This window comes from Salinigranum halophilum, from assembly GCF_007004735.1.
In the GTDB taxonomy this organism is placed as follows: Archaea; Halobacteriota; Halobacteria; order Halobacteriales; family Haloferacaceae; genus Salinigranum; species Salinigranum halophilum.
On record NZ_SSNL01000009.1, the window covers coordinates 1 to 26702 of the forward strand.

18 protein-coding genes and 2 pseudogenes are annotated in these 26702 nt (G+C 59.4%); 8 read left to right on the plus strand and 12 right to left on the minus strand.

The genetic code is table 11. The features are described from left to right. Positions 1-158, plus strand: a pseudogene (locus tag E6N53_RS19845) (IS6 family transposase); the annotation flags it as partial. 61 nt (positions 159-219) lie between these two features. Next, on the plus strand, positions 220-858 hold the full coding sequence (locus E6N53_RS19850; protein WP_142861158.1) for an IS6 family transposase: 639 nt from the start codon (positions 220-222) through the stop codon (positions 856-858). 22 nt (positions 859-880) lie between these two features. Here E6N53_RS19850 and E6N53_RS19855 read toward each other — a convergent pair whose 3' ends face one another. The 4 genes from E6N53_RS19855 to E6N53_RS19870 form a co-directional block, all read right to left on the minus strand. Next, positions 881-2032, minus strand: coding sequence for an ABC transporter permease (locus E6N53_RS19855; protein WP_136591679.1), 1152 nt, complete (start codon positions 2030-2032; stop codon positions 881-883). Further along, positions 2029-2790 carry an ABC transporter ATP-binding protein gene (locus E6N53_RS19860; RefSeq protein WP_136591678.1) on the minus strand — a complete coding sequence of 254 codons (762 nt, stop codon included), beginning with the start codon at positions 2788-2790 and terminating at the stop codon, positions 2029-2031. The genes E6N53_RS19855 and E6N53_RS19860 overlap by 4 nt, the downstream gene beginning before the upstream one ends. Next, complete coding sequence (locus tag E6N53_RS19865; RefSeq protein ID WP_161596609.1) at positions 2787-4337, minus strand: COG1361 family protein; 1551 nt, start codon at positions 4335-4337, stop codon at positions 2787-2789. The genes E6N53_RS19860 and E6N53_RS19865 overlap by 4 nt, the downstream gene beginning before the upstream one ends. A gap of 372 nt (positions 4338-4709) precedes the next feature. Then, positions 4710-5876: an ISH3 family transposase gene (locus E6N53_RS19870; protein ID WP_142861160.1), complete on the minus strand. Its 1167-nt coding sequence runs from the start codon at positions 5874-5876 to the stop codon at positions 4710-4712. Positions 5877-6154: 278 nt separating this feature from the next. On the opposite strand from E6N53_RS19870, the gene E6N53_RS19875 reads away from it, so the two are divergent. Beyond that, a complete protein-coding gene (locus tag E6N53_RS19875; protein WP_142861161.1) occupies positions 6155-7372 on the plus strand; it encodes an RNA-guided endonuclease InsQ/TnpB family protein in 1218 nt (405 codons plus the stop codon). A 64-nt stretch (positions 7373-7436) separates the two neighbouring features. Here the strand turns inward: E6N53_RS19875 and E6N53_RS19880 are convergent. From E6N53_RS19880 to E6N53_RS19900, 5 genes and pseudogenes are all read right to left on the minus strand, one after another. Next, a pseudogene (locus E6N53_RS19880) lies at positions 7437-7832 on the minus strand (RNA-guided endonuclease TnpB family protein); the annotation flags it as partial. A gap of 52 nt (positions 7833-7884) precedes the next feature. Continuing rightward, positions 7885-8319 carry an IS200/IS605 family transposase gene (tnpA, locus tag E6N53_RS19885; protein ID WP_142861162.1) on the minus strand — a complete coding sequence of 145 codons (435 nt, stop codon included), beginning with the start codon at positions 8317-8319 and terminating at the stop codon, positions 7885-7887. A gap of 135 nt (positions 8320-8454) precedes the next feature. Further along, positions 8455-10221, minus strand: a complete 1767-nt coding sequence (locus tag E6N53_RS19890) for a globin-coupled sensor protein (RefSeq protein ID WP_236642435.1) — start codon at positions 10219-10221, stop codon at positions 8455-8457. A 155-nt stretch (positions 10222-10376) separates the two neighbouring features. Continuing rightward, on the minus strand, positions 10377-11102 hold the full coding sequence (locus E6N53_RS19895; RefSeq protein WP_136591676.1) for a bacteriorhodopsin: 726 nt from the start codon (positions 11100-11102) through the stop codon (positions 10377-10379). After that, entirely contained in the window at positions 11099-12607 is a 1509-nt protein-coding gene (locus tag E6N53_RS19900; RefSeq protein WP_142861163.1) for a methyl-accepting chemotaxis protein, read from the minus strand. Before E6N53_RS19900 ends, E6N53_RS19895 begins: the two co-directional genes overlap by 4 nt. 431 nt (positions 12608-13038) lie before the next feature. Here E6N53_RS19900 and E6N53_RS19905 point away from each other — a divergent pair, with 431 nt between their 5' ends. From E6N53_RS19905 to E6N53_RS19915, 3 genes are all read left to right on the plus strand, one after another. Beyond that, positions 13039-14706: a sensor histidine kinase gene (locus E6N53_RS19905; RefSeq protein WP_142861164.1), complete on the plus strand. Its 1668-nt coding sequence runs from the start codon at positions 13039-13041 to the stop codon at positions 14704-14706. Positions 14707-15050: 344 nt separating this feature from the next. After that, on the plus strand, positions 15051-18005 hold the full coding sequence (locus tag E6N53_RS19910) for a PAS domain S-box protein (protein WP_142861165.1): 2955 nt from the start codon (positions 15051-15053) through the stop codon (positions 18003-18005). Positions 18006-18180: 175 nt separating this feature from the next. Then, complete coding sequence (locus tag E6N53_RS19915) at positions 18181-20013, plus strand: methyl-accepting chemotaxis protein (protein ID WP_236642436.1); 1833 nt, start codon at positions 18181-18183, stop codon at positions 20011-20013. 173 nt (positions 20014-20186) lie between these two features. Here E6N53_RS19915 and E6N53_RS19920 read toward each other — a convergent pair whose 3' ends face one another. The 3 genes from E6N53_RS19920 to E6N53_RS19930 all read right to left on the minus strand — a co-directional run bounded on the left by E6N53_RS19920 (position 20187) and on the right by E6N53_RS19930 (position 24105). Further along, the gene (locus E6N53_RS19920; protein ID WP_142861166.1) at positions 20187-21386 is read right to left on the minus strand and encodes a PAS domain-containing response regulator; all 1200 of its coding nucleotides are present in this window, start codon (positions 21384-21386) and stop codon (positions 20187-20189) included. Between the two features lie 323 nt (positions 21387-21709). Continuing rightward, entirely contained in the window at positions 21710-22963 is a 1254-nt protein-coding gene (locus tag E6N53_RS19925) for an RNA-guided endonuclease InsQ/TnpB family protein (RefSeq protein WP_142861167.1), read from the minus strand. A gap of 251 nt (positions 22964-23214) precedes the next feature. Next, a complete protein-coding gene (locus E6N53_RS19930; RefSeq protein WP_142861168.1) occupies positions 23215-24105 on the minus strand; it encodes a diacylglycerol/lipid kinase family protein in 891 nt (296 codons plus the stop codon). A gap of 447 nt (positions 24106-24552) precedes the next feature. On the opposite strand from E6N53_RS19930, the gene E6N53_RS19935 reads away from it, so the two are divergent. Beyond that, positions 24553-25524 carry a hypothetical protein gene (locus E6N53_RS19935; RefSeq protein WP_142861169.1) on the plus strand — a complete coding sequence of 324 codons (972 nt, stop codon included), beginning with the start codon at positions 24553-24555 and terminating at the stop codon, positions 25522-25524. Positions 25525-25672: 148 nt separating this feature from the next. After that, entirely contained in the window at positions 25673-26695 is a 1023-nt protein-coding gene (locus E6N53_RS19940; protein WP_142861170.1) for a sensor histidine kinase, read from the plus strand. The last annotated feature ends 7 nt before the right edge of the window (positions 26696-26702 follow it).

Sequence of the window (26702 nt, forward strand, 5' to 3'; positions counted from 1 at the left end):
TGAACCGCCATGGAAATCGCAACAGCGTCGAACGTATCTTTCGTGAGATAAAACGACGAACTTCTTCGTTCTCAAATACGTTCTCAAACACACGACTGCCGACCGCGGAGTCGTGGCTCAACGCCTTTGCCGTCTGGTGGAATCGACGCCAAAGTTAACACGACCGCTACACACGGCCGTGTTAAGTTAGGGATGAGGCGGTTGATGTTCGAATGTTCTATGCCCGAAACCAACCGCCTCAGTGAACCTACTGAGTGGATTGACTTGGAATTTGTGGAGCGACAGCGGACACCCGAGTTCGCGATTCAAGTGGGTATTCAACTCTATCTTGCTGGTCTATCGCTCTCGAATACAAAACAATATCTTGAGAGGTTGGGTGTCAAGCGAAGTCGAACCGCGATTCACGACTGGGTGCGGAAAGCTGATCTACAGCCCGACTGCGATGTGAGTCCGAATCAGATTGCGGTTGACGAAACGGTGATTCGCGTCAACGGCCAGCGCCACTGGCTGTACGCTGCGGTCGACGCCGAAACGAACCAATTCCTTCACGTACGTCTCTTTCAGACGCGTACAACGCAACTCACCGTTCTGTTTCTTCGTGAACTCCGTGAGAAACAGCAGCTCTCAGACACCACGTTTTTGATCGATGATGCGGCTCATCTCAAAGCTGCACTTGACCGACTCGGCCTCCGATTTCGCGTGAGCCGCCATGGAAATCGGAACAGTGTCGAACGTGTCTTTCGTGAGGTAAAACGACGAACCTCTTCGTTTTCAAATACGTTCTCGAACGCACGGTTGCCGACCGTGGATTCGTGGCTCAAAGCCTTCGCCGTCTGGTCGAATCGATGCCAAAGTTAACACGACCGCTACACACAGCTCGTCAGGAGCGCAGCGCGTCGACCGGCCGCTCCGACGCCGCCTTCCAGGCGGGGTACGCGCCCGATGCGAGGCTCACCAGGACGCCGAAGGCGAACGCGCCCACGAGCGTGAGCGCGTTGCGCGGGACGAGGATCACGTTCAGCGCGATCTGTTCGACGAACGCCCAGAGGGCGAGCGTGACGAGCGCGCTCGCCGCCACGCCCAGGAAGCCGCCGGCGACGCCCAGCAACCCGGCCTCGACGACGAGCATCGACAACACCTCGCGCTTGTGGACGCCCACCGCCCGGAGGACACCGATCTCCGCGCGGCGCTCGTTGACGCTCATCAGCATCACGTTGAAGATGCTCACGCCCGCGACGATGAGCGAGACGGCCGCGAGGCCGATGAGAAAGCCGTTGAGCAACGCGAAGAACTCGTTGATGCGGTCGAGGACGCTCCCGAGTTCGAAGACCGACACCCGCCGTTCGCGGGCGTTCAACCGCGCTTCGACCTCGCTCGCGACGAACTGCGCGTCGGCCCCCGAGTCGGCCTGGACGACCACCTGGTCGAACGTCGACTGGACGAACACGTCCGGCGGGAGGACGACCGCGTTGTCCGGGCGGATGGGCGAGATGCTGTCTGACTCCGCGAGGACGGCTACCACGCGGTAGCGGTTGGACTCGATCTCGAGCACGGACCCGACCTGGAGGTTCAGTCGCGCGGCCACCTCCCGCCCGACGATGGCCCCTTGCCGGTGGGTCTCGGGGAGCGTCCCCGCCTCGGCTTCGAACAGCGCGCGGGGGCGACTCATCCCGTACAGCTGGGCGAAGCTCCTGTCGCTCCCGCTCGTGACCACCGCCCCGTCCGTCTTGAGCGGGACGACCGCCCCTCGCCCCTCGGCGATGCGTTCGACGGACTGGACGTCGCGCGCCGTGAGCGTCTCCAGCCCGGAGTCGGCGTTCGGGCTCACGATGACCTGGTTGCCGATGCCGCCGAGTTCGTTCGTCGCCGAGAGTTCGAGGACCGTCCCGAACACCCCCAGGGTGGCGACGGCGAAGACGCCGATGAGGATGCCGAGCGCCGCCAGGCCGGAGCGGAGACGGGTCCGCGCGAGGTTCCGCCGCGCCAAGAGGAGCGCGGGGAACCGGCGTTCGAGCGCGGCGAGGCGGCTCACGACTCGCCTCCCGTCTCGCCGTCGGCGACGGTTCCGCCGACGTCCGCCTGACTGGTGCCGGCGACGGTCCGCTCACCCGAGGCGACCTCCCGGAGGTGTCCGTCGACGAGTTCGACCACCCGGTCGGTGTACTCGGTGACGAGCGGGTCGTGCGTCACGGCGACGACGGCGACCCCCTCGTCACAGATGCCTCGGAGTTCCTCCAGCACGGCCCGGCCGGTCTCGCGGTCGAGGTTGCCGGTGGGCTCGTCCGCGAGGACCACCGCCGGCTCGTTGACGAGCGCGCGGGCGATGGCGACCCGCTGCTGTTGGCCGCCACTCAACTGCTTGGGGCGGTGGTCGAGGCGGCCGCCGAGGTCGACCCGTTCGAGGAGGTCCCGCGCGCGGGTCATGCCCTCGGGGTCTCGTGCGAACAGCGTCGGGAGTTCGACGTTCTCGGCGGCGGTCAGCGTCGGCACGAGGTGAAAGTCCTGGAAGACGAAGCCGATGGCCGTCCGCCTGGCGTCGGTGAGTTCCACGTCGGAGAGCGTCGTGACGTCCCGTCCGTGGAGGCGGACGACCCCCTCGGAGGGGGCGTCCAGCAACCCGAGCACGTTCAGCATCGTCGACTTCCCGGAGCCGGAGGGGCCGACGACGGCGAGGAACTCCCCCGCTTCGATCGAGAGGTCGACGTCGACGAGCGCCTCGACGATTTCACCGCCGTTCTCGTAGCGTTTGGTGACGCCGACGAGTTCGAGCGGCGGGGCTGGCTCGCTCATCGCGTTCGGACCACGACGACGGCTGCAGCGGTGACTGCCACGCCGACGACGCCCAGCCACAGCGAGAGCGGGGCGCTTCGGTCGGGCTGGCCGTCGCGCTCGACGCCCGACAACGGGAGTTCGACCCGCTCCTCGCGGGTGTCGCCGTCGACGGTGTACGTCACGACGACCGGGACCGACGTGGCGTTCGCGTCGACGCGGGCGGTCAACTCGAAGGGGGCGAACTCGCTCCCCTCGATGGTCCCGACGAAGTAGTCCCGCTGGGGGTACGCCGGCGTGACGCCCGGTGCCTCGCCGACAGCGACGACGAGCCCCGTGACACTTCCGCGACCCACGTTGCCAGCGTTGCCCGACACGCTGAGGACGCCGTCCTCGAGGACGAGGTCGACGCCGGTGAGCCGCACCTCACCCGTTCGCGGGCGGAAGTCGAACCGGCCCGTCGCGGTCGACGAGTCGGCACCGACGTCGTAGCTCACGTCGACCCGGAGGTCGCCGCCGGGCGCGCGTTCGAGCGGCACGGTCACCGTCGCCTCCTCGCCGGGGGCGAGCGGCCCGGGGACGCCCACGCGGGCGAGCGCCGTCTCCCCGTCTCCGCTGCCGACTCGCGGCGTCGCGACGATGCGCGAGATGGGGGCGTTCCCGAAGTTGGTGACGGTCACCGAGACGCGCGCGGCGGCCTCCTCGCCGTCCTGGTCGCGGGTGGTGTCGCCGCCGGCCCCGGCTCCGCCGCCGAGCAGCACGCCCAACTGGCCCGCTGCGGGCTGTTGACCCCCGTCTTCCTCCGGGGGCACGGTCGTGACGCGGACCCCCACGTCGTCTTCGAGCGGGTCGACCGCGACGGGGTGTTCGTACGTCTCCGTCGCGCGCGTGCCGCTTGCGGTCGTGTAGTCGACGTCGACGCGAAGCGACGAGTCACCGGCTCGCGCCGCGCGGACGGAGAAGTTGAGCCCCTCCCCCGCGCCGGCGTCGAGCGACGCGACCGTCCGCCGCGCGACGACCGCCTCGCCGTTCGGGGTCGACAGCGAGACGACGACGTTCCGCAGGGTGTCCGTCGTGGGGTTCGAGACCGTCACGCCGACGTCGGTCTCGGTCCCCGCGACGAGTTCCGTGACGTTGAGTTCGACGAGCGGCGCTGCGGACTCCACGACCAGCGAGAGCGGACGGGTCGCCTCGACGCGCTCGTTCCCCTCGTCGCTCCCGATAACCTGGATCGCGAGGTCGCGCTGGCCGGCGTCGGCGAACCGGGTCGTGAGCGGGACCGAGAGCGTACCGCCGGCCGAGAGCGCTCCCGGGTCGTTGCTGCGGGCGATGACGTCGCCGTCGTCGACGAGGCGGACCTCGCTGACCTCGACGGCGCTGGGGCTCCCCCCACCGTTCGAGACCGTCACCGTCACGGTCACCGGCGCACCGGTCACGGGCGTTCCGGGCGTGACGGTCACGTCGGAGACCGTGAGTCGAGCGTCGGGGACCGCCCCGACCACGCCCACGGCAGGAGCGAACACAGAGACGACGAGGAGGAACACACCGACGACCGCCCTAGAGGACATCGACATCTATCGACCTGGCTAGCGGTGGCCCGAGCAAAAGACTGTCGGGCGTTCGCACGCGGCCTCTCACCGTGTCGGTCGTGGTAACGAAGTCTTCTGGAAGGGTGGCCGAACAATCGAGGTACACGTTCTTTTCGGACTCGTTGCGGAAACGATTTGATGCTGCCGACGAGAGATGTGGGTAGTATCAGTACCTCACAAAGGATCCTCGGCTAGCTGTTTCTGAAGCCTGAGTTCTGTGGCGGAGCGGTTGCACTGGCGGTCTCGACGTGAGAATTTTGGGCGAACCGATGGAGAGCTGTCGCTGTCGGCGGCGGCTGCCGCCGACGCGACAGCGTCGCCACTCACACCGCTGGCTAGCCCGATGGGAGATTACCGGCTAAACCGGTCGTCCGGTGGTCGGTTTGCGGGGACGGCCCGACGCGTCGCGAGGGCCGTCCACGCTGCTCGTCGCATCATGTTGGTGAACTCCTTGTACGACCACTCCCAGAGGCGACGCCCCCCACGGCGGGGCGTCGCCACGTATTCCCAGTGCAGATACCGCCACACGTTCTGTAACAGCAAACTCACCACGACGTACAACAGCCGTACGACCGGATTCTGTGTCGTAGTCGTCGCAATCGTTTGCTCGGAGAGCCGGTAGCTCGCCTCGATACCGAAGCGTTTCGCGTAGTGGTATCGAGCCTCGCGTGGTGAGTTGATGAACGGCGCGTCAGCGGCGTAGCCGTGACGCGCCACCCCATGCTCGTCGTACCGCCCGTTCTGGTAGGTACAGTCGATGTAGACGGGAAACTCGACGGTCCAGCTGTGACCGTCGAGCTTCGCCGTCATGTCGTGCTGAATTACACGACTCCAGCCTTCCGAGAGTTCTCGCTTGATCGTCCGTCCCCAGCGGACGATCGGCATGACGTACGCGTGATTGTGTGCCTGAAGCAGCGTTAAACACTTGCTGTCGTCGAATTCGCGGTCAAGGTAGACGGCCTTGACGTTGAGGTCAAGGCCGTCGAGAATACCGAGAAACTCTGCGAGGACGCTGCTGGCGGTGTCGCCGTCTTCGAGACGGCGCACCGCCAGCGTGTAGCGTTTGTTCTTCACGCGTGGGTACAGTGTCGCGTACGCGTGGAACGCGGTGGTTCCACGCTTCGCTTCCGAGTGGTAGAGGCCCTCTGTGTCGTCTTCGTCACCGTAGTAGGGTCGCAGGTGGAGGTCCGCAACGACCTCCACCTGCTCGGGGAGGACGTCGAGAACGTCTTTCTGGAGGAGCGTGTTGCCGATTTGTTCGAGCGTCTCGAGGTCGAACTTGGTGCGGAGATGGTAGAGAACCGAGTTTTCGTGGGGCGCATCTTCGCTTCTCTTGCAGTGCGTCGAGACTGAGGTCCCGTCGGCGCACGCGCCGACGAGGACCTCGTAGATATCTTCAGCGTCGAGTTCAGCGTTTTCAGCGAGTGTGAGAGCAACTTCCTCGTCAAGGGAGTTGACGAGGAAGTTAAGAAGCTGGTCCTCGTGGATTTCACCGTCTGCTTGCTGGGTTTTGAACACACCTTCTGCAAGCAGACGTCTCAACTAACCGGCTTTGTGATGTACTGAGTATAGGATCCGGCGTGAAGAACCCAATCGCGGGCGATAACATCACTTGACCTCCTCCCGCGCGTAAAGTCGCGGGAATCCCACCATGGGATTTCAGGCCGAGCGCGGCCCTAAGGTTTCAAACTAGGTAGCAAGGCGGATTCCCCGCCCCACCGTGGGCGGGGAGGAAGCCGACGCCCGCTGCCACAAACCCACCAACCAGTAAGTACCTTTACCATCTATTGAAACTCGTGGCGGACGACTACCTGAGACGCACCGCAATCACCCGCCCCATCCTCACCCACGAGCAGAAGCAACTGCTCGATGCTACCATCAACGAGTGGAAAACTGCCTGCAACACCAGCAGCCAGATCGGATGGGAACACGGTGAAACGCGGAAGACGTACCTCCAAGACCTCGCCTACGGCGATGTGCGAGAGGAAACGCGTCTCGGGAGTCAGCACGCAATCCTCGCCACCCACCAAGCCGCAGCCGCACTCTCCGGCGTCGAAGAAATCAAAGAACTGGACGAGGAGTACAAGACATCACGTCCGGAGTTCACCGCCGAGACAGTGAAATACGACACCCGGACGATGACGATATTCGACGACGGAACAGTCTCACTCTCAACGGTTGACAACCGTATTCGGTGCGATCTCGCGTTGCCCGACGACGAAGATGGCTACCAACACCAGTACCTCAACCACGAGGACTGGGAACTCACCGAATCCACGCTTTCTCGGCGTGATGGCGACTACTACCTGCATCTCGGCTTTCGCAAACCGAAGCCCGAGAAACAGGTCGAACAACAGGGCGACGACGAGGACAGGACAGTTCTCGGCGTTGACCTCGGTATCGTCAACATCGCCACCACCAGTACGGCGTACTTCGCGTCCGGCAGGGAACTTCGACACCGCCATCGGGAATTCGAGGGGATACGTGGCAACCTCCAACAGACTGGTACACAATCCGCACATCGGACGATTCAGCAGATGAGCGGTAGGGAATCCCGATACGTTCGAGACGTCCTCCACCGCGTGGCCAACGACATCATCGAGGAAGCACTGGAGCATAACTGCGAGTACATCACCTTTGAGAACCTGAGACACATCAGGGAACGTGCGCCGCCGGTGAAAGAGTTCCACCAGTGGGCGCACCGCCAGCTCGTTGACCTCGTGGAGTACAAGGCTGACGCCGAAGGCATCAGTGTTGAGTACGTTGATCCGGAGAACACGAGTCGGCGGTGTCCCGAGTGTGGACACACTAGCGAAGGCAATCGCGTCGGGCAGGCGGAGTTCGAGTGCGAGAAGTGTGGTGCGACAGCGAATGCGGACTATGTTGGAGCGAAAAATGTTGGATGGCGGTACGTCCGTCGCGGCCTACAGTCGTCGCGGCGGACGGGCGACAGTCAACTCGCCCTGAAGTCAGGAACAGTGACGCCGAACCGGGGATTCGTCCCGTCCGACTAACCACAGTCGGGAGAGGCCGAGTTCACTGACAAGCCCCGCGCCACCGTGCGCGGGGCAGTTGACGCCACTCCCGCTGTTCAGGATTCGGTTGTGCGGGCAACCAGAGGTGGTAGTCGTCGTGATGCGGGATTTTGACGTACCACTCAATTGCGTTCTGTGGTTTGTGGTCGAGCTTCGGGCCTTCGTTCGTGAAGCGGACAGGGTGGTCGTCGTGAAGCCCTTTGGCGTCGTAGCTCCCGCCACAGAGTTGTGGGACGTACTTCTTGAGCGCGTTCTTCGCATACCCACTCAGGTCGTAGTTGACCACCACGTCGTTGGCCGCTGACTGCGTGGTGCAGTTGGCGTTGAACGCGGCTTCGAGCGCGTCTTGGTACGCCCGTTTCGTCTCACAGAGTTTGCGGTGCTTGTGGGCGTTCGGCTCCACAAGCTGGAGTTCCAGCGTCTCGGTGAGTTCGGTCACTGTTCGTCCTCCTCGTGGCGTTGCCAGATGTAATCTGGCAGGCAGCCAGAACTCATGAGTTCTGGCAACGCTGGATGTACTTCTCGACAGTCTCGCTCGAAACGTGTCCCGCTGTTCCTGCGTAGTAGCCGCGTGCCCACTTGATTTTCTCGCCGTCGTGGTCGGCGTGTCGGTGGTTGTATTTCCGCGAACTGATGCCTTTGAACCAGTTGGCGAGAAGTGACGGGGCGTGTTTCGGCGGGCTACTGACGAACAGGTGGATGTGGTCGGGTTGGACGGTGAGGTCGATAATCTCCAACCCCTTCTCGTCGGCTATTTCGTGGAGGATGTCTCGCACACGGGTTGCAACGTCACCGACGAGTACCGATTGGCGGTACTGAGCAGAGCTTCGCTCTGCGATGTCCGCAGAACCGTCGGTTCTGCGAGACTTCGGTATCCACACTATGTGGTAGTTGAGGTTGTACGTTGCGTGCCGTGTGGTCTTCATCCGTACTACACACTATGCCTCTGTGGTGTCTTAAAATTAGCGTACACGGTGGGAAATCCAGCCATGCCATCGTCGGTGGAGATGTACGCTATTGTCCGCTTGACCCGCGCCTGAAGACGCGGGTATGCGCTCGCACTATGTATCAAGTTCGCCACGGGCGATTTTCCTGAGTTGATCGTCAGAGAGTTGTTCGACGACGAAGTCGGGCATCCCGTCGGGAAGGTCTTCTGGGAGTGACACGCTGTCCGGTGACGCCTCGTTTGTGTGCAGTGCCCGGCCGCCGTCAGTTGCTGTTCGACTCTCTGTTAGTCTTCCGACTGTTTCTTCGACATCGTTGACCATCGCCGCCTGCTCTTGATTTGCCGCAGCCAGCCCGTCAACTTCTCCGGCCACACGCTCGGCCTGCTCGACAATCTCATCAATCATCGCGGCTATCTCTTCGCTGCTCGCCGCCTGGTCATCGGCAGCGTCCGAGACTTCGCTAATGCCGTCGGCGGTTTCTGAGACGGCCTCAGCGATGTCAGTCAGGTTGGCCACCGCCTCCTGGACCCGATCGATGCCTTGTCTGACTTGGTCGGTCATCTCGGTGAGGCTCTCGACCGTCTCGTCAGTGTCGTTTTTGACGGTTTCAATGTGCCGTTCGACCTTGTTGGCGGAGTCTTGAGACTCTTCGGCCAGGCTCTTGACTTCCTCTGCGACGACGGCGAAGCCCTCGCCGGCCTCGCCGGCACGGGCAGCCTCAATCTGTGCGTTCAACGCGAGGATGTTCGTCTGTTCGGCGATGTCGTTGATTGCGTCGGCAAACTCGTCGATCTCTTGGATGCCACCCTGTAACTGACGCATGTCGTTGCGAGCCTTCTCGGCAGCATCGCCGATATCGGTCATCACCGCAGCGGCGTCGTCCGCAGCCGCCTTGCCGTCTTGGGCGAGTTCTTCGGCCTGATGGCTTGTGGCTTCGACCTGATCGGCGGTCGCTGCGACTTCTTCGACGGTCGCTGAGAGATTCGATACCTCAGAGGCGATTTCGTTCGTCTGCTCAGCCTGTACCTCGGCTGTGTCAGAGATTTCAGACGCACTACCAGCGACATCCTCAGCGGTCGTTTTCAGATCCTCGACCGGATTCTGGATGTCCTCTTGGACTTCTGTCATCAGCTGCTCGTTTCGGTCGATGTGCTCTTCCAGTTGCTGGCTGTAAGAGTGAATATACGTGTCCGTGACCACCTGTATATCGAGATTGATGATACGAAGGATTGCGAGCAGATCCCGAATCGTGTCGGTGACCGCCTCGTCAATGATCGCTTCGATCGTGCCTGTCGGCGGGCCAGTTGCGGGGTTCTTACTGCTCGCGGTGGCTGAAGTGTCAGCGTGTCCTGCTCGGTTGAGAACCGCTCTGCCGTCAGTCTCGCTCTTGGTCAACCGGTCGGTAAGTACATCGGTGAGCCGATCACCGACGATCGGAAGGATGAGATTGAAATAGACACCGTACTGACCGAGATAGTGTTTCATCGGCATGTCTAGAAGGTCGTGGATTTTGCCGATGCGGGCCCGATCACGGAAGTAGTCTTGCCCATAGTCGCCGGTAGCGAGCGTTACGAGATAAGCGGACTGCGTGCGCTTGAGTTGCTTGACAGTTTTTTCAGATCGCCCTATAATCTCAACAGTTTGGTCGTAATCGGTGAGGTTTTCATAAAAATCTTCCGCGACCTGGTCGGCGTTTGCCTGAAACACATCTTCGTACTGTCTCAGACGACGGACGTCGTCTTGGTCGAAGCCGATGAAGTCTTTACGCCAGTCGATTTCGGCCCGGTTGAGGTCGATCTCTTGAAGAAGTGAATCGACGTTGAGTTGCGTGTTCAGGCCGCCCTGGCCGAAATCCGCTTTTCCATACGAAGACTGTGCCATGCAAAGAGATATATTTGTTTAATAAATAAATCATACGACAGATTATCATGTAGCGTATTTAGCTCATTGAACAGGCTCAGCCGTCGTGTGCCAGGTGACATCCAGACGGTCACATGCCGTGACAGACCCCACGCTAAGAGACTGTGGTGAGGAATTCAGTCAGCCAGCTGAGAGACCTGCGTACGCCGGCCGTCGGTGGCGTCGGCAAAACGATCGTCGGCAAACGCGTGGCGGTGCTGGTAGACGAAATAAACGTACGGCACTTTGGCGACGACATCAATATATGTGATGACAAGTGAGACGCTCAGCATCGACACCAAGCCGACACCGAGTGGCCCAGCGAGCCAGATAATGGGATACGCCAGCCACAGTAGACCGACGTGATTCCGGAGCAGTTCGAAGAGGTGCTGACGGCCGGTGTTCTGTCGGTTTACGAACGTCGGAAGATAGCTGTACAGCGCCCAGAGGAGGCCGACGTAACAAGCTGATGAGACTGTGAATGCGGCGAACCGAATCGGGCCGCTGGTCACGACGGCGACCCACCCGATGCCGATCATGGCCGCGTCGGCGCTCACGATGCTGGCCGTTGCCCGCTTCGGCGCACCCGCTGTGTAAGCCACGTATCCGACGAGTACCGGTGTCGTCAGTAACCAGTCGACGTACCGTGGTGCTGGGACCGTCGCGCCGTGGACGGTGACAGTCCCGACGCCAACAGCCATGAGACCATACATAACAGCAGCAGCCCCGGGGATGACGAGCAAGTATTTGAATGCGCCCGCCCTGGAATCGACGTCGGTGACAGAAAGCAGTCGAACACCAATACCAACGCCGACGAGCATTCCGAGTGCCCCAACCATGTATGCGACGGCCACCGGAGTCATCGACCTTCCCCTCCGGTTCCGCCGTCGGCAAAGGCAGGACCGCCCGCACTCTGTGTTATCGGACTCTGTTCACTTTCCTCACCAGTCTCGAAGTGCTCGAGCGAGCCGACAAGTTCGTCGGCGTGCGCGCCGAACCGCCGCACTCTGTCGTCGACCGTCTCGACGGCGTCCTGCTGCGTCCCTACCGCCGCTTGTACCTGTTCAACGGCGTCGACAGTACTGTCACTCGTTTCGCCAATCTCGTTGAGCGTCGCCGATAGTCGCTCGGTAGAGTGAGCCTGGTCGTCGGTCGCCTCACTGATTTCGGTCACCCCATCGTCGACTGCGTCAACGGCCTCAGCGATGTCGTCGAGCCGTCCGACGGTCTCCTGTACCCGTGTGAGACTCTCGCCGAGTTGCTTACTGGTCTCTGTGATCGACTCAACAGCGTCGTCCGTTTCGGCGTTCAACTCGTTCACCATGCCCTCGATCACGTCCGCCTGTTCGCGCGTTTCTTTTGCTAACGTCTTGACCTCGTCGGCGACGACGGCGAAGCCATCGCCTGAGGATCCAGATCCGTTAGCGTTTGCGGCCTCAATAGAGGCGTTCAGGGCGAGCATGTTCGTCTGTTCGGCGATTCCGCGGATCATCTCAACGACCTCCGTGACCTCGTTTGTCCGTTTGGTGAGTGACTTGACCTGTTCGACCGCTTCGTCCATCTGCTCGCGAGCGGTGACCATGTCGTCGCGGACTGTATCGGCCTCCTCGCGGGCGTGCAAGCCCAACCGGGCCGTCTCTTCAGTCCGCTGTGCGACCTCTTCGGTGGTCGCAGCGACTTCCTCGGCGGTCGCCGATAGGTCGTTCATCTCGCCGATGGCGCTTTCAACTCGTTCACGCTGAGTGAGTGCTGCCGCTGCGGTCTCATCTGAGAGGCCATCTGCCCGGTCAGTCTCACGGGTGATCGCCTCAACCGACTCTGTCACAGCCTCGCTCTCCGTGCCGACCTCCGACGCGAATCCCGACACCTCGTCGACTGCCTCCTCCAGGCGAGCGACGGTCGCGTTGAACTCTTGACCGATCGTCTCCATCGATTCATGATCGGTGTCGACGTCAACCCTTGCGGTCAGATCACCGGTGGCGGCCCGCTCCATCGCCGTAGCGTATGACTCGGCGACCCGCTGGTAGTCCGACGAGAGCGTTGATGCCTCTTCAATCCGGGACGCTAACGACCGGCGCATCGTGTCGACCGCTTCGGACAGTTGGCCAATCTCGTCAGTCCGCGGTGACTGGACTGGTTCGTCTAGTTCCCCCGCTGCGACTGCACTGCTGGCCTCCTGGAGCTGTGATACCGCTGCCGCTGTCGACGTCCCCGTGATCGAGCCGAGTGCAAGAAGCGCGACGCCGGCGGCCAACACGGTCGCCGCTGCGTCGCCCGTGACGCTGCCGACAACAGCGACGACACCCCACGTCACGATGTAGCTGAGACCCGTCTTGAGCTTGTATCGTTGTCGTACTATCTGGAACATACGGACACATCTGCCGATTCGTGATATAATTTTATTTGCCAGAGTATCGTGTTAGATAACAAGGCCTCATTCGGTGGTCGTGCAAAATTTGAGATAGGGTGGTTGATGTTCGAGTGCTCTATCTCCGAATTCAACCGCCTCAGCCAGCACGCTGCATGAATCGAGTTGAGACTTGTGGAGTGACAACGGACATCCGGGGTCGCCATTCAAGTGGGTATTCAGCACCATCTTGTCGAATTATGGTTCTCAAATACCAAACAATATCATCATAAATTGGGTATCAAGTAGAGTCAAATCACGGCTTACAACTGGAGCTCGGAAGGCAAACATGCCTCTCGACATTGATATCGAAGCGAACCAATATGCGGTTGTCACATTTTTAATAATTGGGGTTTTTATACTACATAATCCATTTGTACGTTACATCTTGCATGGTACTGGCCAAATATGGCTTTGTGGCCGTCTTCGGAATGACCGCTGTCGTGTGCTTCGGAACGCTCTGGCGTGTGCGCCGATTGGAAGAGCCCGATGTTCGCCGTGGCCTCACCGGTCTTCTCATCACAAGCGGGCTCTGGGCAACTATCGAGGCTGCTCGAGTGCTCGTCACCACTCCTCGATTGAAAATCATGCTGTACCTAATCGGTCTTATTATTGGCCTTTCTACTGTCGGTGCATGGTTGTACTTTTGTTCAGCATACGCTGGTCATGATTATCATCACAGCACGCTATTCAAAAGAGCAGCCCTCGGTCTCTACCTCGCCATCGTTGTAATCAAACTCACCAATCCACTCCATGGTCAGTATTTCACTGTACAAATTATTGACACTCCATATCCGTATCTCGCTGTTCAGCTACTCCCGCTCCACTGGGTAGTCACCGGTCTTGCATATATCCTCTCTGCAATTGGGTTCTATATGTTGTACAGCACTTTGCATACATCTAGATATGAGACCGCCTCACTCGGCATCGTCGTCTCGCTGGCTCCACTGCCGGTTGTCCTGACGATCGCGTCTTATGTTTGGCCGGACATTCTACTGAAACTTAATTACGAACCGTTAGGCGTGGCAGCATTCGCTGCTGGGGTCGTGTATTTCGTTGACGAGAAATTTGTGGCCGTTCCTACGTTCGGCCGTCAGCAACTCATTGACAACCTCACTGATCCAGTCATATTACTCAATCGAGACGGGATAATTCAGTATTACAACACCGCTGCCACCCAAACCTTCTCTCGACTTGACGGCGCGCAAGGTCAACCAGTTGAAAACGCCGCATCAGAACTTCTCGCGGATAGCGACAAACGAGGGATAATTAAGCTACCACGTGACGGCAGCGACCAGTACTACCTGCGCGACGAGAATGAAATCACCGTCGGGTCAACGACACTTGGGCGGGCCCTCATCTATACAGACGTGACCAAAGTTGAACGACAGTGGCGAGAATTAACTCGTCAAAATGAGCAACTTGATGATTTCGCGAAGGCAATCAATCACGAACTGCGGAACACGCTCGCCATCATTCAAGGACACGTTGAATTGGCAGCAGCTGCTCTCCCAAAAAACGCTGATTCAACGGCTGGAGAAGCGTTAGCAACAGCCGACAAGACTGCGGACCGGATGACAGAGGTCATCGGTAATCTATCGTTACTCGCGCAATACGGCCAGAGTATAACTCATCTGAGTGATTGCCGTTTTCCGGAGACGGTTGACCGCGCGTGGGTGAACACAGCCGTCGGAGAACTCGCGCTTACGACTGAGGGAGATGGTATCATCAAAGCTGATCCTAACCGACTCGTTGAGCTGTTATCGGCGGTATTCAAATTTGCAGTGATGACGAATGCAAAGACTGTGACAGTTCGCCTATCAAGTGGTCAATTGGTGATAATCACAGATGGCGAACCAATCCCTGCGGACCGGACTTCAGACGCATTAAAGTACGGAGTAGCAGTGCCCAGCGCCGAGTCAGGGATGGTCCTGCCGAACGTGCTAACACTTGCTCGCGTCCACGGATGGAACGTCACAATTGACGACACGTTTACTGGGGGAGTTAGACTTATGATTGAAGGACTTACAACTGAACAGGACCATTCGGATGATGATTGACATCCACTTGCGCCTGAAGGCGCGGGAATCCCACGGTACCGTACCGCTGGGTTGAGATATTAGGGTTTGCAGTCTACCACTTGTTCCCTCGGTGAGAATCCGTGGGACAAGTCATGAAAGTAGACTCTGGGCTGTCCTCGGACGAAGTGGCTTCCCGGTGTGCGTGCGTAGTTCGCGTTGCTGACGATTAATGAACTCTCGGACACGTGAGCGTATCAAAAGCTGCCCCGCCTCAGGACAAATCCTCCGAGTCTGGCACATGATTGGTGGACGCGAATCGACCGAATATTTTTCGTGAAAATCAACCATCAAATACTATATAATACAATATCAGTAGCTAACGTATGATTGAGGCGACAGGGTACTCAGTTCTTCATGTTGATGATTCTGCTTTCGCGGATCTGACGGCCGATATGCTCACGAAACGAGAGGCCCAGTTCACCGTTGAGACTGCCACGAGCCCCAGCGAGGGACTGGCTCGGCTTGCCGAAAACGGCTTCGATTGTATCGTGAGTGAGTATGAGCTGCCCGGTCAGAACGGCATCGAGTTCCTCAAAACGGTACGCGAAGAGTATCCCGACCTGCCATTTATTTTGTATACTGATAAAGGGAGCGAAGCGGTTGCGAGCGACGCCATCGCTGCCGGCGTGACGGACTACATTCACAAAAACTCCGGGACGAGCCAGTATGCTGTCCTTGCCAATAAAATTCGCAACGCCGTCGAGAGCCACCACCAACAAGAGCGTGCCCAGGCAACTCGCGACCGGCTGCGACAGATCATCGATATGCTTCCACAGCTTGTTTTCGCCAAGGACGAGACCGGCGAGTTCCTGCTGGCAAACGAGGCTACTGCCGACACGTACCGGACTACCGTCAGCGACCTCGAAGGAGCTACAGATGCCGATTTCGCCGACTCCGAAGAGGAAGTCGAACAGTTCCGTGCCGACGATCAGGCCGTCATCGAATCCGGCGAACCCGAACACATTCCCGAGGAGTCGCTGACGACCGCAGACGGTGAAACACGGCTCTTAGAGACGACGAAGATTCCCTATGACCCGGTGGAGACGGACGGCGACGCCGTGCTCGGTATCTCACTAGATATCACCGAGCGTAAAGAGCGGGAGAACATGCTCCAGCAGTACCAACATGCGTATGAGTCAGCCCTCAGTGGGATTGCGATAGTAGATTTTGACGGCGAATTGATTGATGTGAACCCTACGTTCCTCGATATGTGGGGGTACGATGACGAAGACGATGTGATTGGACGTTTAGCGATTGATATGTGGAACAATCCCGGGCAAGCGAGGTCTGTGCTGAAGACGATCAAAGAGCGGGGACGCTGGGAAGGCGAACTCGAAGCTGTCCGGGCGGACGGATCAACGTTCTACGCCAAAGGTGTGAACAGCTACCTCACAGACAGCGACGGTAACCCAATCGGAGTGATCTCGTCATTTTTCGATATCTCCGAGCGCAAGGAACGCGAACAGGAGCTTCGGATGGTCCGCGAGCGGTTCGAGCGATTCGCGAGCAACGTCCGGGACGCCTTTTTCATGTTGCCGACCGACTACTCCGAAGCTGAGTACGTGAATCCAGCAGTGGAAACGATCTACGGAATCACGCCCGAGGAGGTTTACGACGATCCGATGGCATGGCTCCGACACGTCCATCCTGACGACAAAGACGAGTTACTGGCGGCTATGGAAGCCCAGCAGGACGGGACGTCCGAGTGGCCAGTCGAACAGGAGTTTCGTATCGACCATCCCAACCATGGGATGCGGTGGGTGCAGACCCGTCTCGACGTGATTACCGATAAGAACGGCGACCCGTCGCGGTTCACCGGCGTCACGACCGACATCACCGACCTCAAAGAACGCGAACGCGAGCTGGAACGTAATCAAGGATTCCTCGAACAGACCCAGAACGTCGCAAACGTCGGCGGCTGGGAAATCGACCTCCGAACTGAGTCGCTTCGATGGACCGACGAAGTCTACCGGATCCACGGCATCGACATGGACTTCGAGCCGACGGTCGAAGATGCACTCGAGCTCTACCATCCCGAGGATCAGACGACGATTCAGGATGCCGTCGAGCGAGTGGCGGCAGAGGGCGAACTGTACGACCTAGAGTTGCGCATCGTTACAGCCGACGACGAGGTGCGGTGGGTCCACACCCGCGGCGAGCCCCGGTACGAGAACGGTGAAATCGTTGGTGTGCGCGGCACGTTTCAGGATATCACCGAACGGATAGCACACGAACAGCAACTGGAAGAAAAAACTGAGGAGCTGAAGCAGTTGGCGACAAAGTACGAAAGCCAGTACCGAACGCTGTTCGAGGAAGCCCCAGTGATGACGGTTCTCACTCGATCTGACGACGGTCGACCGATTATCGAGGACTGCAACAGCCAGTTCGTCGAGACTCTTGGATACGACGTAGTCACGATGCTCGGCAGTGAACTCGCGGAGTTTTACACGCCCGAATCGGCAGAAGAGTTGCACTCAGGAGGGTACAGACACTCGCTTACCGGACGGTTCACCAGGGAGAAACGCGAGCTACTGACTGTCGATGGTGAGGTCGTGGAGGCGCTCCTACGTGCGGTTCCACGCCGTACAGCCGACGGCGAGATTATCGGCACGGTTGCGATGTATATCGATATCACCGAACGTGAGTCGGTCAAGCGTGCGAACGAGCGACTCGAAGAGTTCACGAGAGTCGTCTCACATGACCTCCGGAACCCGTTGAACGTCGCCACCGGACGGCTCGAACTAGTAGCCGAAGAATGTGACAGCGACCATCTCGACAGCCTTGAACAGGCGCTTGACCGGATGGGGAGGCTGATCGATGATCTCCTGACGCTAGCGCGGGAAGGCAAAGAGGTGACCGACACTCGGTTGGTTGATCTCGCCACGATGAGCAACAGGTCCTGGGAGAACGTCGAGACGTATCAGGCGAAATTAATCACTAATACCGAACAAGGTGTTTGGGCAGACAGAAGTCGCCTCAAGCAGGTGTTTGAGAACCTGTTTCGGAACGCCGTCGAACACGGTGGGGCAGATGTGACTGTGACAGTTGGGGAACTAGACGACGGGTTCTACATTGAGGACAATGGTCCAGGGGTTCCATCCGACAAGCATGATGACATCTTCGAAGCCGGCTATTCGCGGTCGGCGGACGGAACTGGATTCGGGCTGAGCATTGTCGAACAAGTCGTCAATGCTCACGAGTGGCAGATTCGTGTCACAGACGGGGCCGACGGCGGGGCACGGTTCGAGATTACGGGTGTCGAATTGGTGAGTTTATAAATTTCTGTGTTCAGCATGTCTTGAGTAAATGACAATTTAAAATTACATAATTTTATTCATAATGACAGAATATAGTAGATAATTTCTCGACGCTACTTGACGATGAACGTTATCTCTACCGATAATACGGAGTAAAGAACAAAATAGCTGCCATGCGCTGTCTGCAAACACAGTCATGTCGGACCAAGGATTATCGGCTTTCAAGCAGTATGTTGAGCGGACGCCAAACGGAACCGAAATTCCCGATGAGACGTTCACCAAGCGCCACCGCGGGGTTGTCCTGTTTACTGCAGCACTTCTCCCAATTGTGTTCGCTATCAGCCGGATGCAGGGACTGGAGTCGATTACCGGTGCCACGCTACCAGCAATCCCACTACTGCACTCCATTGCCGGGACCGGTCTTGTTCTCGGACTGATTGTGACTGCTGCATTCGCTCAGATTCCCCGCCGAATCAGATCATCACTGTCTGCGGTCGGATTCATGGTCAATGCTTCTATCCTCGCGTATTTCACTGGCGGCTTCATCGAGGCACACTTCTTGTATTTCGTTGGCATTGGCCTCGTTGCACTCTACGAAGATTGGATCCCGTTCGTCATCACGATCGGGTACGTCGCGCTCCAGCACAGTGTCTTCGGGCTCATGGAGTGGTTTGCTGTATACAATCACCCAGCTGCGATGGAAAACCCCATCGTTTGGGGTGGCATCCACGCGGTCGGAGTGCTGATGCTCGCTGCGACTATCACATTCCTCTGGCAATCCCTCGCGATCCAGCGTGAACAGGCTCAACAGAAGGCCCGAGAGAAACAACAAAAGACCGCTGAACAAAAAGAGCGAATGGCCATGCTGAACAAGGAACTAGAGGCCACAGCCGAGGAGTATCAGTCGGTGATGCTCGAATGCGCGAATGGGAACTTCACGCGTCGGCTGGACACCTCCGTCAGTAATAATGCGATGGCGGAAATCGCCACTACGTTCAACGAGATGATGGCCGAACTCGAGGAGACAGTCGGTACCGCCCGCGCGTTCGCCGACGAAGTTGCTACAGCAAGTGAGGAGGTGACTGCTGGAACGGAAGAAAGTCAAAACGCCAGTGAACAGGTGAGCAAGTCAGTCCAAGCGATTGCAGCGGACGCGGAGTCACAGTCCGAGAATCTTCAACAAGCCTCTAGAGAGATGCAAAGTCTCTCAGGAACGGTCGAGGAAGTGGCGGCATCTGCCGATGAAATGGCTACAAAAGCAAAAGAAACAGCTGAACTTGGTGAAAACGGTCAGGAGGCAGCCAGAGATGCCATGGATGAAATGGAAGCTATCAATAAAAAAGCTGGAGGGACAATTGAGGAAGTCGAGTCACTCGCAACCGAAATCGGTGAGATTGGCGAGGTTGTCGAGTTGATCACGGATATTGCCGAACAGACGAACATGCTCGCACTAAATGCCTCTATCGAGGCTGCCAGTGCCGGCGAAGCTGGCGAGGGCTTCGCTGTCGTCGCTGACGAAATCAAGGAACTGGCCAGCGATGTCTCTGAGGCGACGACAGAGGTGGATTCTCTCATTGCGGAGATTCAATCCTCAGCCGACACTACTGTCGAAGACATTCAGCAGATGGGCAATCGCGTCTCGTCGGGGACTGCAACGATTGAGGACGCCCTCGATGCGCTGGAAGCCATTGCAGCTAACGTCGAGGAATCGAGTCAGGGGATCCAAGAAATTAGCGCTGCCACAGATGACCAGGCTGTCTCCACCGAAGAAGTCGCCAGCATGATTGAGCAGGTTGCAAATGCCGCGGAACAAGTAAGTGGTGAATCCGGGAACGTTTCCGCAGCCGCCCAGGAGCAAGCATCCTCGCTGACGCAAATTGCACAGAACACGCAGACGCTTGCCGACCAAGCAGAGGAACTCCAAGGGCTACTTTCGGGGTTCACGATTGGAGAAACAGCGGCTGAGTCATCAGTGCATACATCCAAAGTGGGGGTGATGGCATCAACAGATGGTGGCCTCAATCGTTAGGCTGCAAATGTTCAAAAATCAACAGCTACGAGAGTGCGAGGAGAAAGCCCCGCTCTTCACAGTAGACGCCGTACCTGACTGACGACTCGATTCGTAGCTCTCGGTATGGTCGACACAACCGAGGCACAACAGGTCTGCCGTGCTGCCTCAACCCTCTCTTCTCGGCCAGCCACTCAGTGCTGTTCGTCCCCAGTCGACGAATCCATCATGTCGCGGTAAAGCCACAGGTTCGCCGCACCCCCGGGGAGCGTGTATGGGATATAATCTCGTTCGAGGGTCCGACCGTCTGCCAACTGGATCCGCTCGCCATGCACGGGCTCTCGCCGGTCGAGGAGCTCCTCGATCCGGTCGATGAAGCCATCGGAGTCAGCGAAGAGTCCTCGCAGTTCGGCAGCCGCCCGCGCGCAGTCACGGCCGACGAGTTCACCACACGAGACCGGGACGTCGAACAGGTTACAGAGCGCATCGTTCGCTGCAATAATTTCTCGACCGGCGTCCTCGACGAGAACACCGGTCGAGAGTTCGTCGACGACTGTCTCCAGTACGATAGCCGTCCGGGCGGCGTCTTGCTCGCGGTGTTTCCGCTCCGTGATGTCGCGCCCAAACCCTGCAATTCGTCTGACGGTCCCGCTGCTGTCGACGATTGGGGTGGCCTGTACCCACACCCACCGCTGTGTTCTCTCGGCGGGTGTGACCCGGTACTCGATGTCGATTGGCTTCCCCTCCGAGGCGGAAATCATCGCCTCTTCGACGTCGTTCCGATCCGCTGGATGGATTCGTTCGAGAAAGCTCCGTGGGTCGTCGAACAAGTCATCGACCGCGTATCCCCAGATATCCTCGTACGCGGAATTAACATAGAGTAGTTCCTCCCAGTCACTGCTGAACATCCAGAGCAGGTCTGAGGTTGCCTCGGTCAGGTCTCGCAGCTGTGATTCGACTTGGTCGACCTGCGCCTCAGCATGGAACTTCGAGACCACGTTTCGGATACGGTTGGCGAGCAACGCGTACTGTTCTGTGCTGCGTCCCTTCTGGAGGTACTCGGTGACACCAGCGGAGATTGCATCGCTCGCGACGTCCTCACTCCCCTTTCCTGTGTACAGGATGAACGGCAGATCAGGGTACTGCGCTCGAACCGTTCGAAGGAATTCGATCCCGTTCTGCCCGGGCATATCGAAGTCCGAGACAATGCAGTCGAACGCCGTGAGGTCGAATGTCTCGAATGCGTTTGCAGGACACGTCGCTGTCTCAATGGTGAATTGATCAGACTCCCGTCCGAGATACGTCGCTGTCAGATCGGCGAACGCAGGGTCGTCGTCGACGTGGAGGATTCGAATCTGGCAGCCGGATTGTCGGCGCTGTATGGTGATACTCATGTTGGCTCCGAAAGTGTGCAGTCCGTCCGTGTGCCGATCGGTCCTCGGGTGTCGAACCCCGACCGAACGCCTGCTCCCCGCGTCGTCTCGGTCGAGAACACTGCTTGGCGGCCGCGCGCTCTCGCTCGAACCCGGGGGAATGTCGACATAAGGCCGTCAACCATCGTCGCGCCGGGCCTTACTCGTGCAGTCACGGAGTCTCCCCCCTGCTTACCGCCCCCATGTTATTCATATATTGACTGTCAGTTGGTCTTGAATTTATGGTTTTAATTATCGGTACAGATATTCATACTCTGGTCACCGACGGTCTTGCTCGGTGGGAGTCATCGACCCACGACTGAAGTCGTGGGCTTGTCCGTAGACTCCCGGTCTGACGACGAAACGTCGTAGGCGGTGTAATCGCCATTCCCGTTCAGTATCCCAGACTTGAAGGCGAGATGATCCTCGCCCAACCCATCGGGACGTTTGCCCTCTGGTGAAGTTAGCAGTTTCAGACCGATGTTCTTCGCGGCGTTGTAATCGCCATCAACCGAGTACCCACACTCGTTGCACTCGAACCAGCCGTCTGAGTTACGGTTCGTGCTGGACTGATGCCCGCACTTTGAGCACGTTTGACTCGTAAACGCAGGCGGTATCTGTTCGACACGAATACCGCACTCGCTGGCCTTGTACGCGAGCATTTCTTGGAGTTCGCGGAACGCCCAGTTGTGCATCTGACGCTTCACTTGATTATCCCGATTCTCCATTCGCTCGCGGATGTGGGTCAATCGTCCGACGGCGATGTACGAACAGTCGTGGGAGTCTGCCTCCTCCACGATGCGTCGAGAAATGGTGTGCAGGCGGTTCAGCACGAAGCGGGTTTCTCGCCCCGACAGTCGCCGGAGTACCTGCTTGGCGGAGCGAGTGCCTTTGTGCTGAAGGCTTCGACGCACGCGGAAGTAGTGGTTCTGCCCCCACAACAGTTCCCCACCATCGTAGAACGACCCCGTACTCGTGACGGCGACGTTCTTCAAGTTCAAGTCTACACCCAGTATCTTGTCACCGTCTCGTTCTTCGACCTCTTTCTTGATGACGATGTGGAGGGAGAACACCTCCTCGTCTTCGCGGTAGTGGAGCGTTCCCATTCGCTTCTCGTAGTCGTCATCATCGAGGTAGGACTTCTGGTAGTCTCCGAGAACATAGTCCACGGCGACCCGACCGTTGATGGTCGAGAGGGTGGCCGACCTGTCCTTAATCGTCAACGTCCGGTTGTCGTACACTGCGGACGGTTCGTTGAAGCCCGGAAGGGGTCGGCTGTTGCCCTTCTTCCAGTCTGCAACTGTGGACTTCATTGCTTCGACGGCTTTCGAGTACGCACGGACACAGAGGTTCGCGGGCAGGTCTGTCTCGTCTCGCAGGTCGTAGTACACGTTGTCGTGTATGGTGGACTTGTTAAGGATGAGGTAGCCGTCGTCGTTCCTGCCGTTCTGAACGGTGTAGTTGCAGGCGTGGTTGAACTGCTCGATAGTCTGATGGAGGTCGTCCTCTCGGTCGTCTGGAACCGATATTTTGACCGGAATGGTTCGTTTGACCTCCATCTGTAACTTCACATACGAAGTAGTGTTTTATACTTTCTACGTCTGGTGTGGGGGAGTCGGACTGCTATCGTTCGTGGTTTGTCGGATTCCTCCGATGACTGAACTCGTGGGGTTCCTCCTTGCAACTATCTGAACAATCGCATCCACATCGTACACGAGAGCGAGTGCAAGAACTTGATTGGCAACGTCGTGAACGAGCTGCTCTCGCTCATGTCGAAATTTCTCGACGACCGGGAACGCCCGGTCTCGCGCTAGCTCGGATTCGGGTCGTACCCCGCACCCACCCGAAGCGAGAGGGCCCGGGGGAGCACCGACAGCGAGAGCCGGTTCCGGCGTGTCAACTCACCGTCGAGGCTGAACGTCACTGGCTCTGTCCCCTCGATCGTCACGGTCTCGGCGCGGAGGTGGGTCACGCCGTCGGTCCCGCGGGCGAGCAGGCGGTGAATCGCCGCTTCGGCCACCGCGTTCGCCGGCGGCATCTCCTCGACGACGACCACGTCGAACTGCCCGTCGGCCATTGCGGCCTGTCCGCCCTCCTCGACGAACTTCCGGGCGTTGCCCACGAGAACCGACAGCGCCGACCCGTCGAAGACGACCTGGTCGCCGGTGGTGACGCGGATGTCGAGCGAGTCGAACGAGAGCGTCTCGCGGGCACCCGAGACGAGGAAGGCGAGCGTCCCGAACCGGGTCTTCAACTCGTCGGAGGCGGCGGTACTGGCGTTCGCCGGCAGTCCGCCGACGGCGCTCACGACGAACGGCTGGTCCGCGGCGACGCCGACGTCGACCGTCTCGACCGCCCCCGTGTCGGCCACCTCGATACCGTGGTCGAGGTCGCGAATCCCGAGCGTGCCCGCGAGGAGGTTCGCCGTTCCGCCCGGCACGACCGCGAGCGTGACGTCACCGAGCGCATCGACGTCGTACAGCCCGCGGACGACGTCGTTCACCGTGCCGTCGCCACCGCACACCGCGAGCGTCGAGACGCCGTCTCGCCCGGCCTCGCGAGCGCAGGCGACCGCGTGGGCCTTGCTCTCGGTCTCCTCGACGGCGAAGCCCCGGGCTTCGAGCCGCCGTCGCACGTAGGTCGCGTGGTCTGCGGTACCGCTTTTGGGGTTGAGCAGACACCGACGGGAACCGACCTGCATGGTTCGGCTCTGCAGCCACACGGTTTTATCTCGTCGGTTGTCTCGTGAGTCGGGGGCTGGTAGCTTACACCACAAGTCGGATGCCCACGTCTCCGTCCGGAAGCCTCAGGAGTGATACTTTCTCGTTCTGCCACGGCCGCGACACTGCGACGCCACTCGTAGACGAAACGGAAAACAACTGGTACGAGTCCTGCTGTCGGCAACTGAGAACGAGAGACCCAGTGAATCGTCTCGAACCTGAGTGCGCGCGAAGCGCTATCAGCTGCTGAAACAGGCCGTTTTGACGATGTGCGCCGACACGAGACGTTCCTTCCACTCACTTTTTCACTGAATACAGTATGTTTTAATCGCGGAGCTGTAACTTTTATACATCTAATTATTGATTTAATTTTAACTATCTCGAATAAATAATTTTATATTGTCTGCTTCATTCACAAAAGTTTGAAGATGGCAACCAGTGTCACGACCAGACAGCTCCCGCGAATCGTCCGCGACATGACCCAGACCGAACTCCCACCGGAGTTCGATCCGCTCTTGGACCACTACGGCACACTGACCACCGACCGGGACCAGCTCCTCTGGCAGTGGCTCTACTACGTGTTCCCCAGCTTCCGGCTCTCGTCGGTCCCCGACGAGTACGGCGAGCTCGCCCGGAAGGCGAAGTTCTGCTTCTCGGTGTACATGACCGTCCTCGACGACCTCTCCGAACGCCACCTGGACAAAGAGACGTTCGAGCAGGGGCGAAAGATCCCGTTCTCGTCGACCCGATGCGACGTGGAGGCTCCTGGCGCCGACACCGAGGCGCTTGCACTCCTCCAAGAGTCGTGGGACCTCACGAAGGCGTATCTGAGCCGCGCTCCGAGACGCGGTGACTTCGAGGAACTGTTCGAGTTCGACCTCCGGCAGTCGCTCAACACGATGGACTACAACCGCCTCGTGAACGAGGGCCCTCAGCTCGCGAGCCCCCGGGGCGCGGAGATGTACGACACGCACAACATGCTGTTGTTCATCTACGTCGACATCGACCTCGCCTTCTCACCCGACTTCGACCTCGCGGACCTGGCGACACTCCGTGACGTGACGTGGGACGCCCAGCGGCTCGCCCGGATCGGCAACTGGGTCACCACCTGGGAGCGCGAACTCGACGAGTGCGACTACACCTCCCGCGTCGTCGTCGAGGCACTCGAACGCGGTGTCGTGACCGAGGCCGAGATCCGCGACGACGACGTACCGAACGAGACCATCGCCCACCGCATCAAAGACGCCGGTATCGAACACGAGCACCTGCTCTCGTGGAACGAGACCTACCGCAGCCTGGTCTCTCGAGAGTACGACGTCGACAGCGTCGACCTCCACTCGTTCGTCGACGGGATGCGACATCTCCTGGAGGTCGACGTGAAAGCGCGCGGTCTGAAGTGAGGCGTCGCCTCACGCCCGACTGAGGTCTCGTATCTGCCTCGTCGAGCGACCCCCGAACCAGCCTGTCGCCGTACAGTGATATCTCTGTTGATAATTGACCCGCACTCTTAAGCGCTCGATGGCCGAACAGTAGCGTATCTCACGCACCATGTCCGACCTCGATCCCGAGATTTACGAGGCCGTCTTCTACTCCATCGAGAATCCGGCACTGGTGATCGACCTCGACTTCGTCATCCGCGACGCGAACCCCGCCGCGGCGGCCTTCCTCCGGTACGAGGACCGCGAGGCGCTCATCGGGACGTACGTCCCGGAGATCCTGGTCGACGAGAGCATTCTGGAAGACGTCGCCGAGCAGGTCCTCTCGGACGAGCAGTGGGTCGGCGAGTGCGAACTCATGACGGCCGACAACCGCGTCTTCTACGGCATGGGGTCGGCCGTCCCCATCGAACGCGACGGGCAGACGGAGGTGCTCGCCGGCGTGTTCACGGACCTGACCGAACGCCGGCGCCACACCCGGGCGCTGCGGATTCTCAACCGCGTTCTCAGACACAACATCCGCAACGACATCAACGTCGTGCTCGGCCACGTCGAGCAGGTGGCGGCGCTGGTCGAAGACGAGGCCGCCGAGGCGTCGATGACGAAGGCGCGCGAGCGGCTGAACGACATCATCGACAGCGCCGACACGGCCCGCGACCTCGAACACCTCCTCAACACGCAAGAACGGGCCGTCGTCAACACGATGCGGCTCGACGAACCGCTCCGCTCCGTCGTCGGCCGGGCGGCGCGGGAGTTCGCCGACGCCGACATCAGCCTCGACGACGACCTCGAACCGGCCCACGTGGTCGCGAACGCCACCGTCGACCGCGTCTTCTGGGAGGTCCTCGAGAACGCCGTCGAGCACAACACCGCCGACTCCCCCCGGGTCGAGGTGACACTCGACGTCGGCGACGACCATGTCGTCGTCGCCGTCGCCGACAACGGCCCCGGCGTGTTCGAGAGCCGCCGGCAGATGATCTTCGGCCGCGAGGAACTCGACCAGGTCCACCACGGCAACGGCTTCAGTCTCTTCTTCGTCGACCAGGTGATGAAGACCTACGGCGGCGACGTCTGGGTCGAGACGAACGACCCCCACGGTGCGGTGTTCAAACTGCAGTTCACCCGCGCCTGGTGACCGGCCG

Bases quoted from the DNA above. Each gene is read 5' to 3' on its own strand.
- E6N53_RS19850 (WP_142861158.1), top strand. From the start codon at position 220: ATGCCCGAAACCAACCGCCTCAGTGAACCTACTGAGTGGATTGACTTG.
- E6N53_RS19860 (WP_136591678.1), bottom strand. From the start codon at position 2,790: ATGAGCGAGCCAGCCCCGCCGCTCGAACTCGTCGGCGTCACCAAACGC.
- E6N53_RS19865 (WP_161596609.1), bottom strand. From the start codon at position 4,337: ATGTCCTCTAGGGCGGTCGTCGGTGTGTTCCTCCTCGTCGTCTCTGTG.
- tnpA (WP_142861162.1), bottom strand. From the start codon at position 8,319: ATGAAGACCACACGGCACGCAACGTACAACCTCAACTACCACATAGTG.
- E6N53_RS19890 (WP_236642435.1), bottom strand. From the start codon at position 10,221: ATGGCACAGTCTTCGTATGGAAAAGCGGATTTCGGCCAGGGCGGCCTG.
- E6N53_RS19895 (WP_136591676.1), bottom strand. From the start codon at position 11,102: ATGACTCCGGTGGCCGTCGCATACATGGTTGGGGCACTCGGAATGCTC.
- E6N53_RS19900 (WP_142861163.1), bottom strand. From the start codon at position 12,607: ATGTTCCAGATAGTACGACAACGATACAAGCTCAAGACGGGTCTCAGC.
- E6N53_RS19905 (WP_142861164.1), top strand. From the start codon at position 13,039: ATGGTACTGGCCAAATATGGCTTTGTGGCCGTCTTCGGAATGACCGCT.
- E6N53_RS19910 (WP_142861165.1), top strand. From the start codon at position 15,051: ATGATTGAGGCGACAGGGTACTCAGTTCTTCATGTTGATGATTCTGCT.
- E6N53_RS19915 (WP_236642436.1), top strand. From the start codon at position 18,181: ATGTCGGACCAAGGATTATCGGCTTTCAAGCAGTATGTTGAGCGGACG.
- E6N53_RS19920 (WP_142861166.1), bottom strand. From the start codon at position 21,386: ATGAGTATCACCATACAGCGCCGACAATCCGGCTGCCAGATTCGAATC.
- E6N53_RS19925 (WP_142861167.1), bottom strand. From the start codon at position 22,963: ATGGAGGTCAAACGAACCATTCCGGTCAAAATATCGGTTCCAGACGAC.
- E6N53_RS19930 (WP_142861168.1), bottom strand. From the start codon at position 24,105: ATGCAGGTCGGTTCCCGTCGGTGTCTGCTCAACCCCAAAAGCGGTACC.
- E6N53_RS19935 (WP_142861169.1), top strand. From the start codon at position 24,553: ATGGCAACCAGTGTCACGACCAGACAGCTCCCGCGAATCGTCCGCGAC.
- E6N53_RS19940 (WP_142861170.1), top strand. From the start codon at position 25,673: ATGTCCGACCTCGATCCCGAGATTTACGAGGCCGTCTTCTACTCCATC.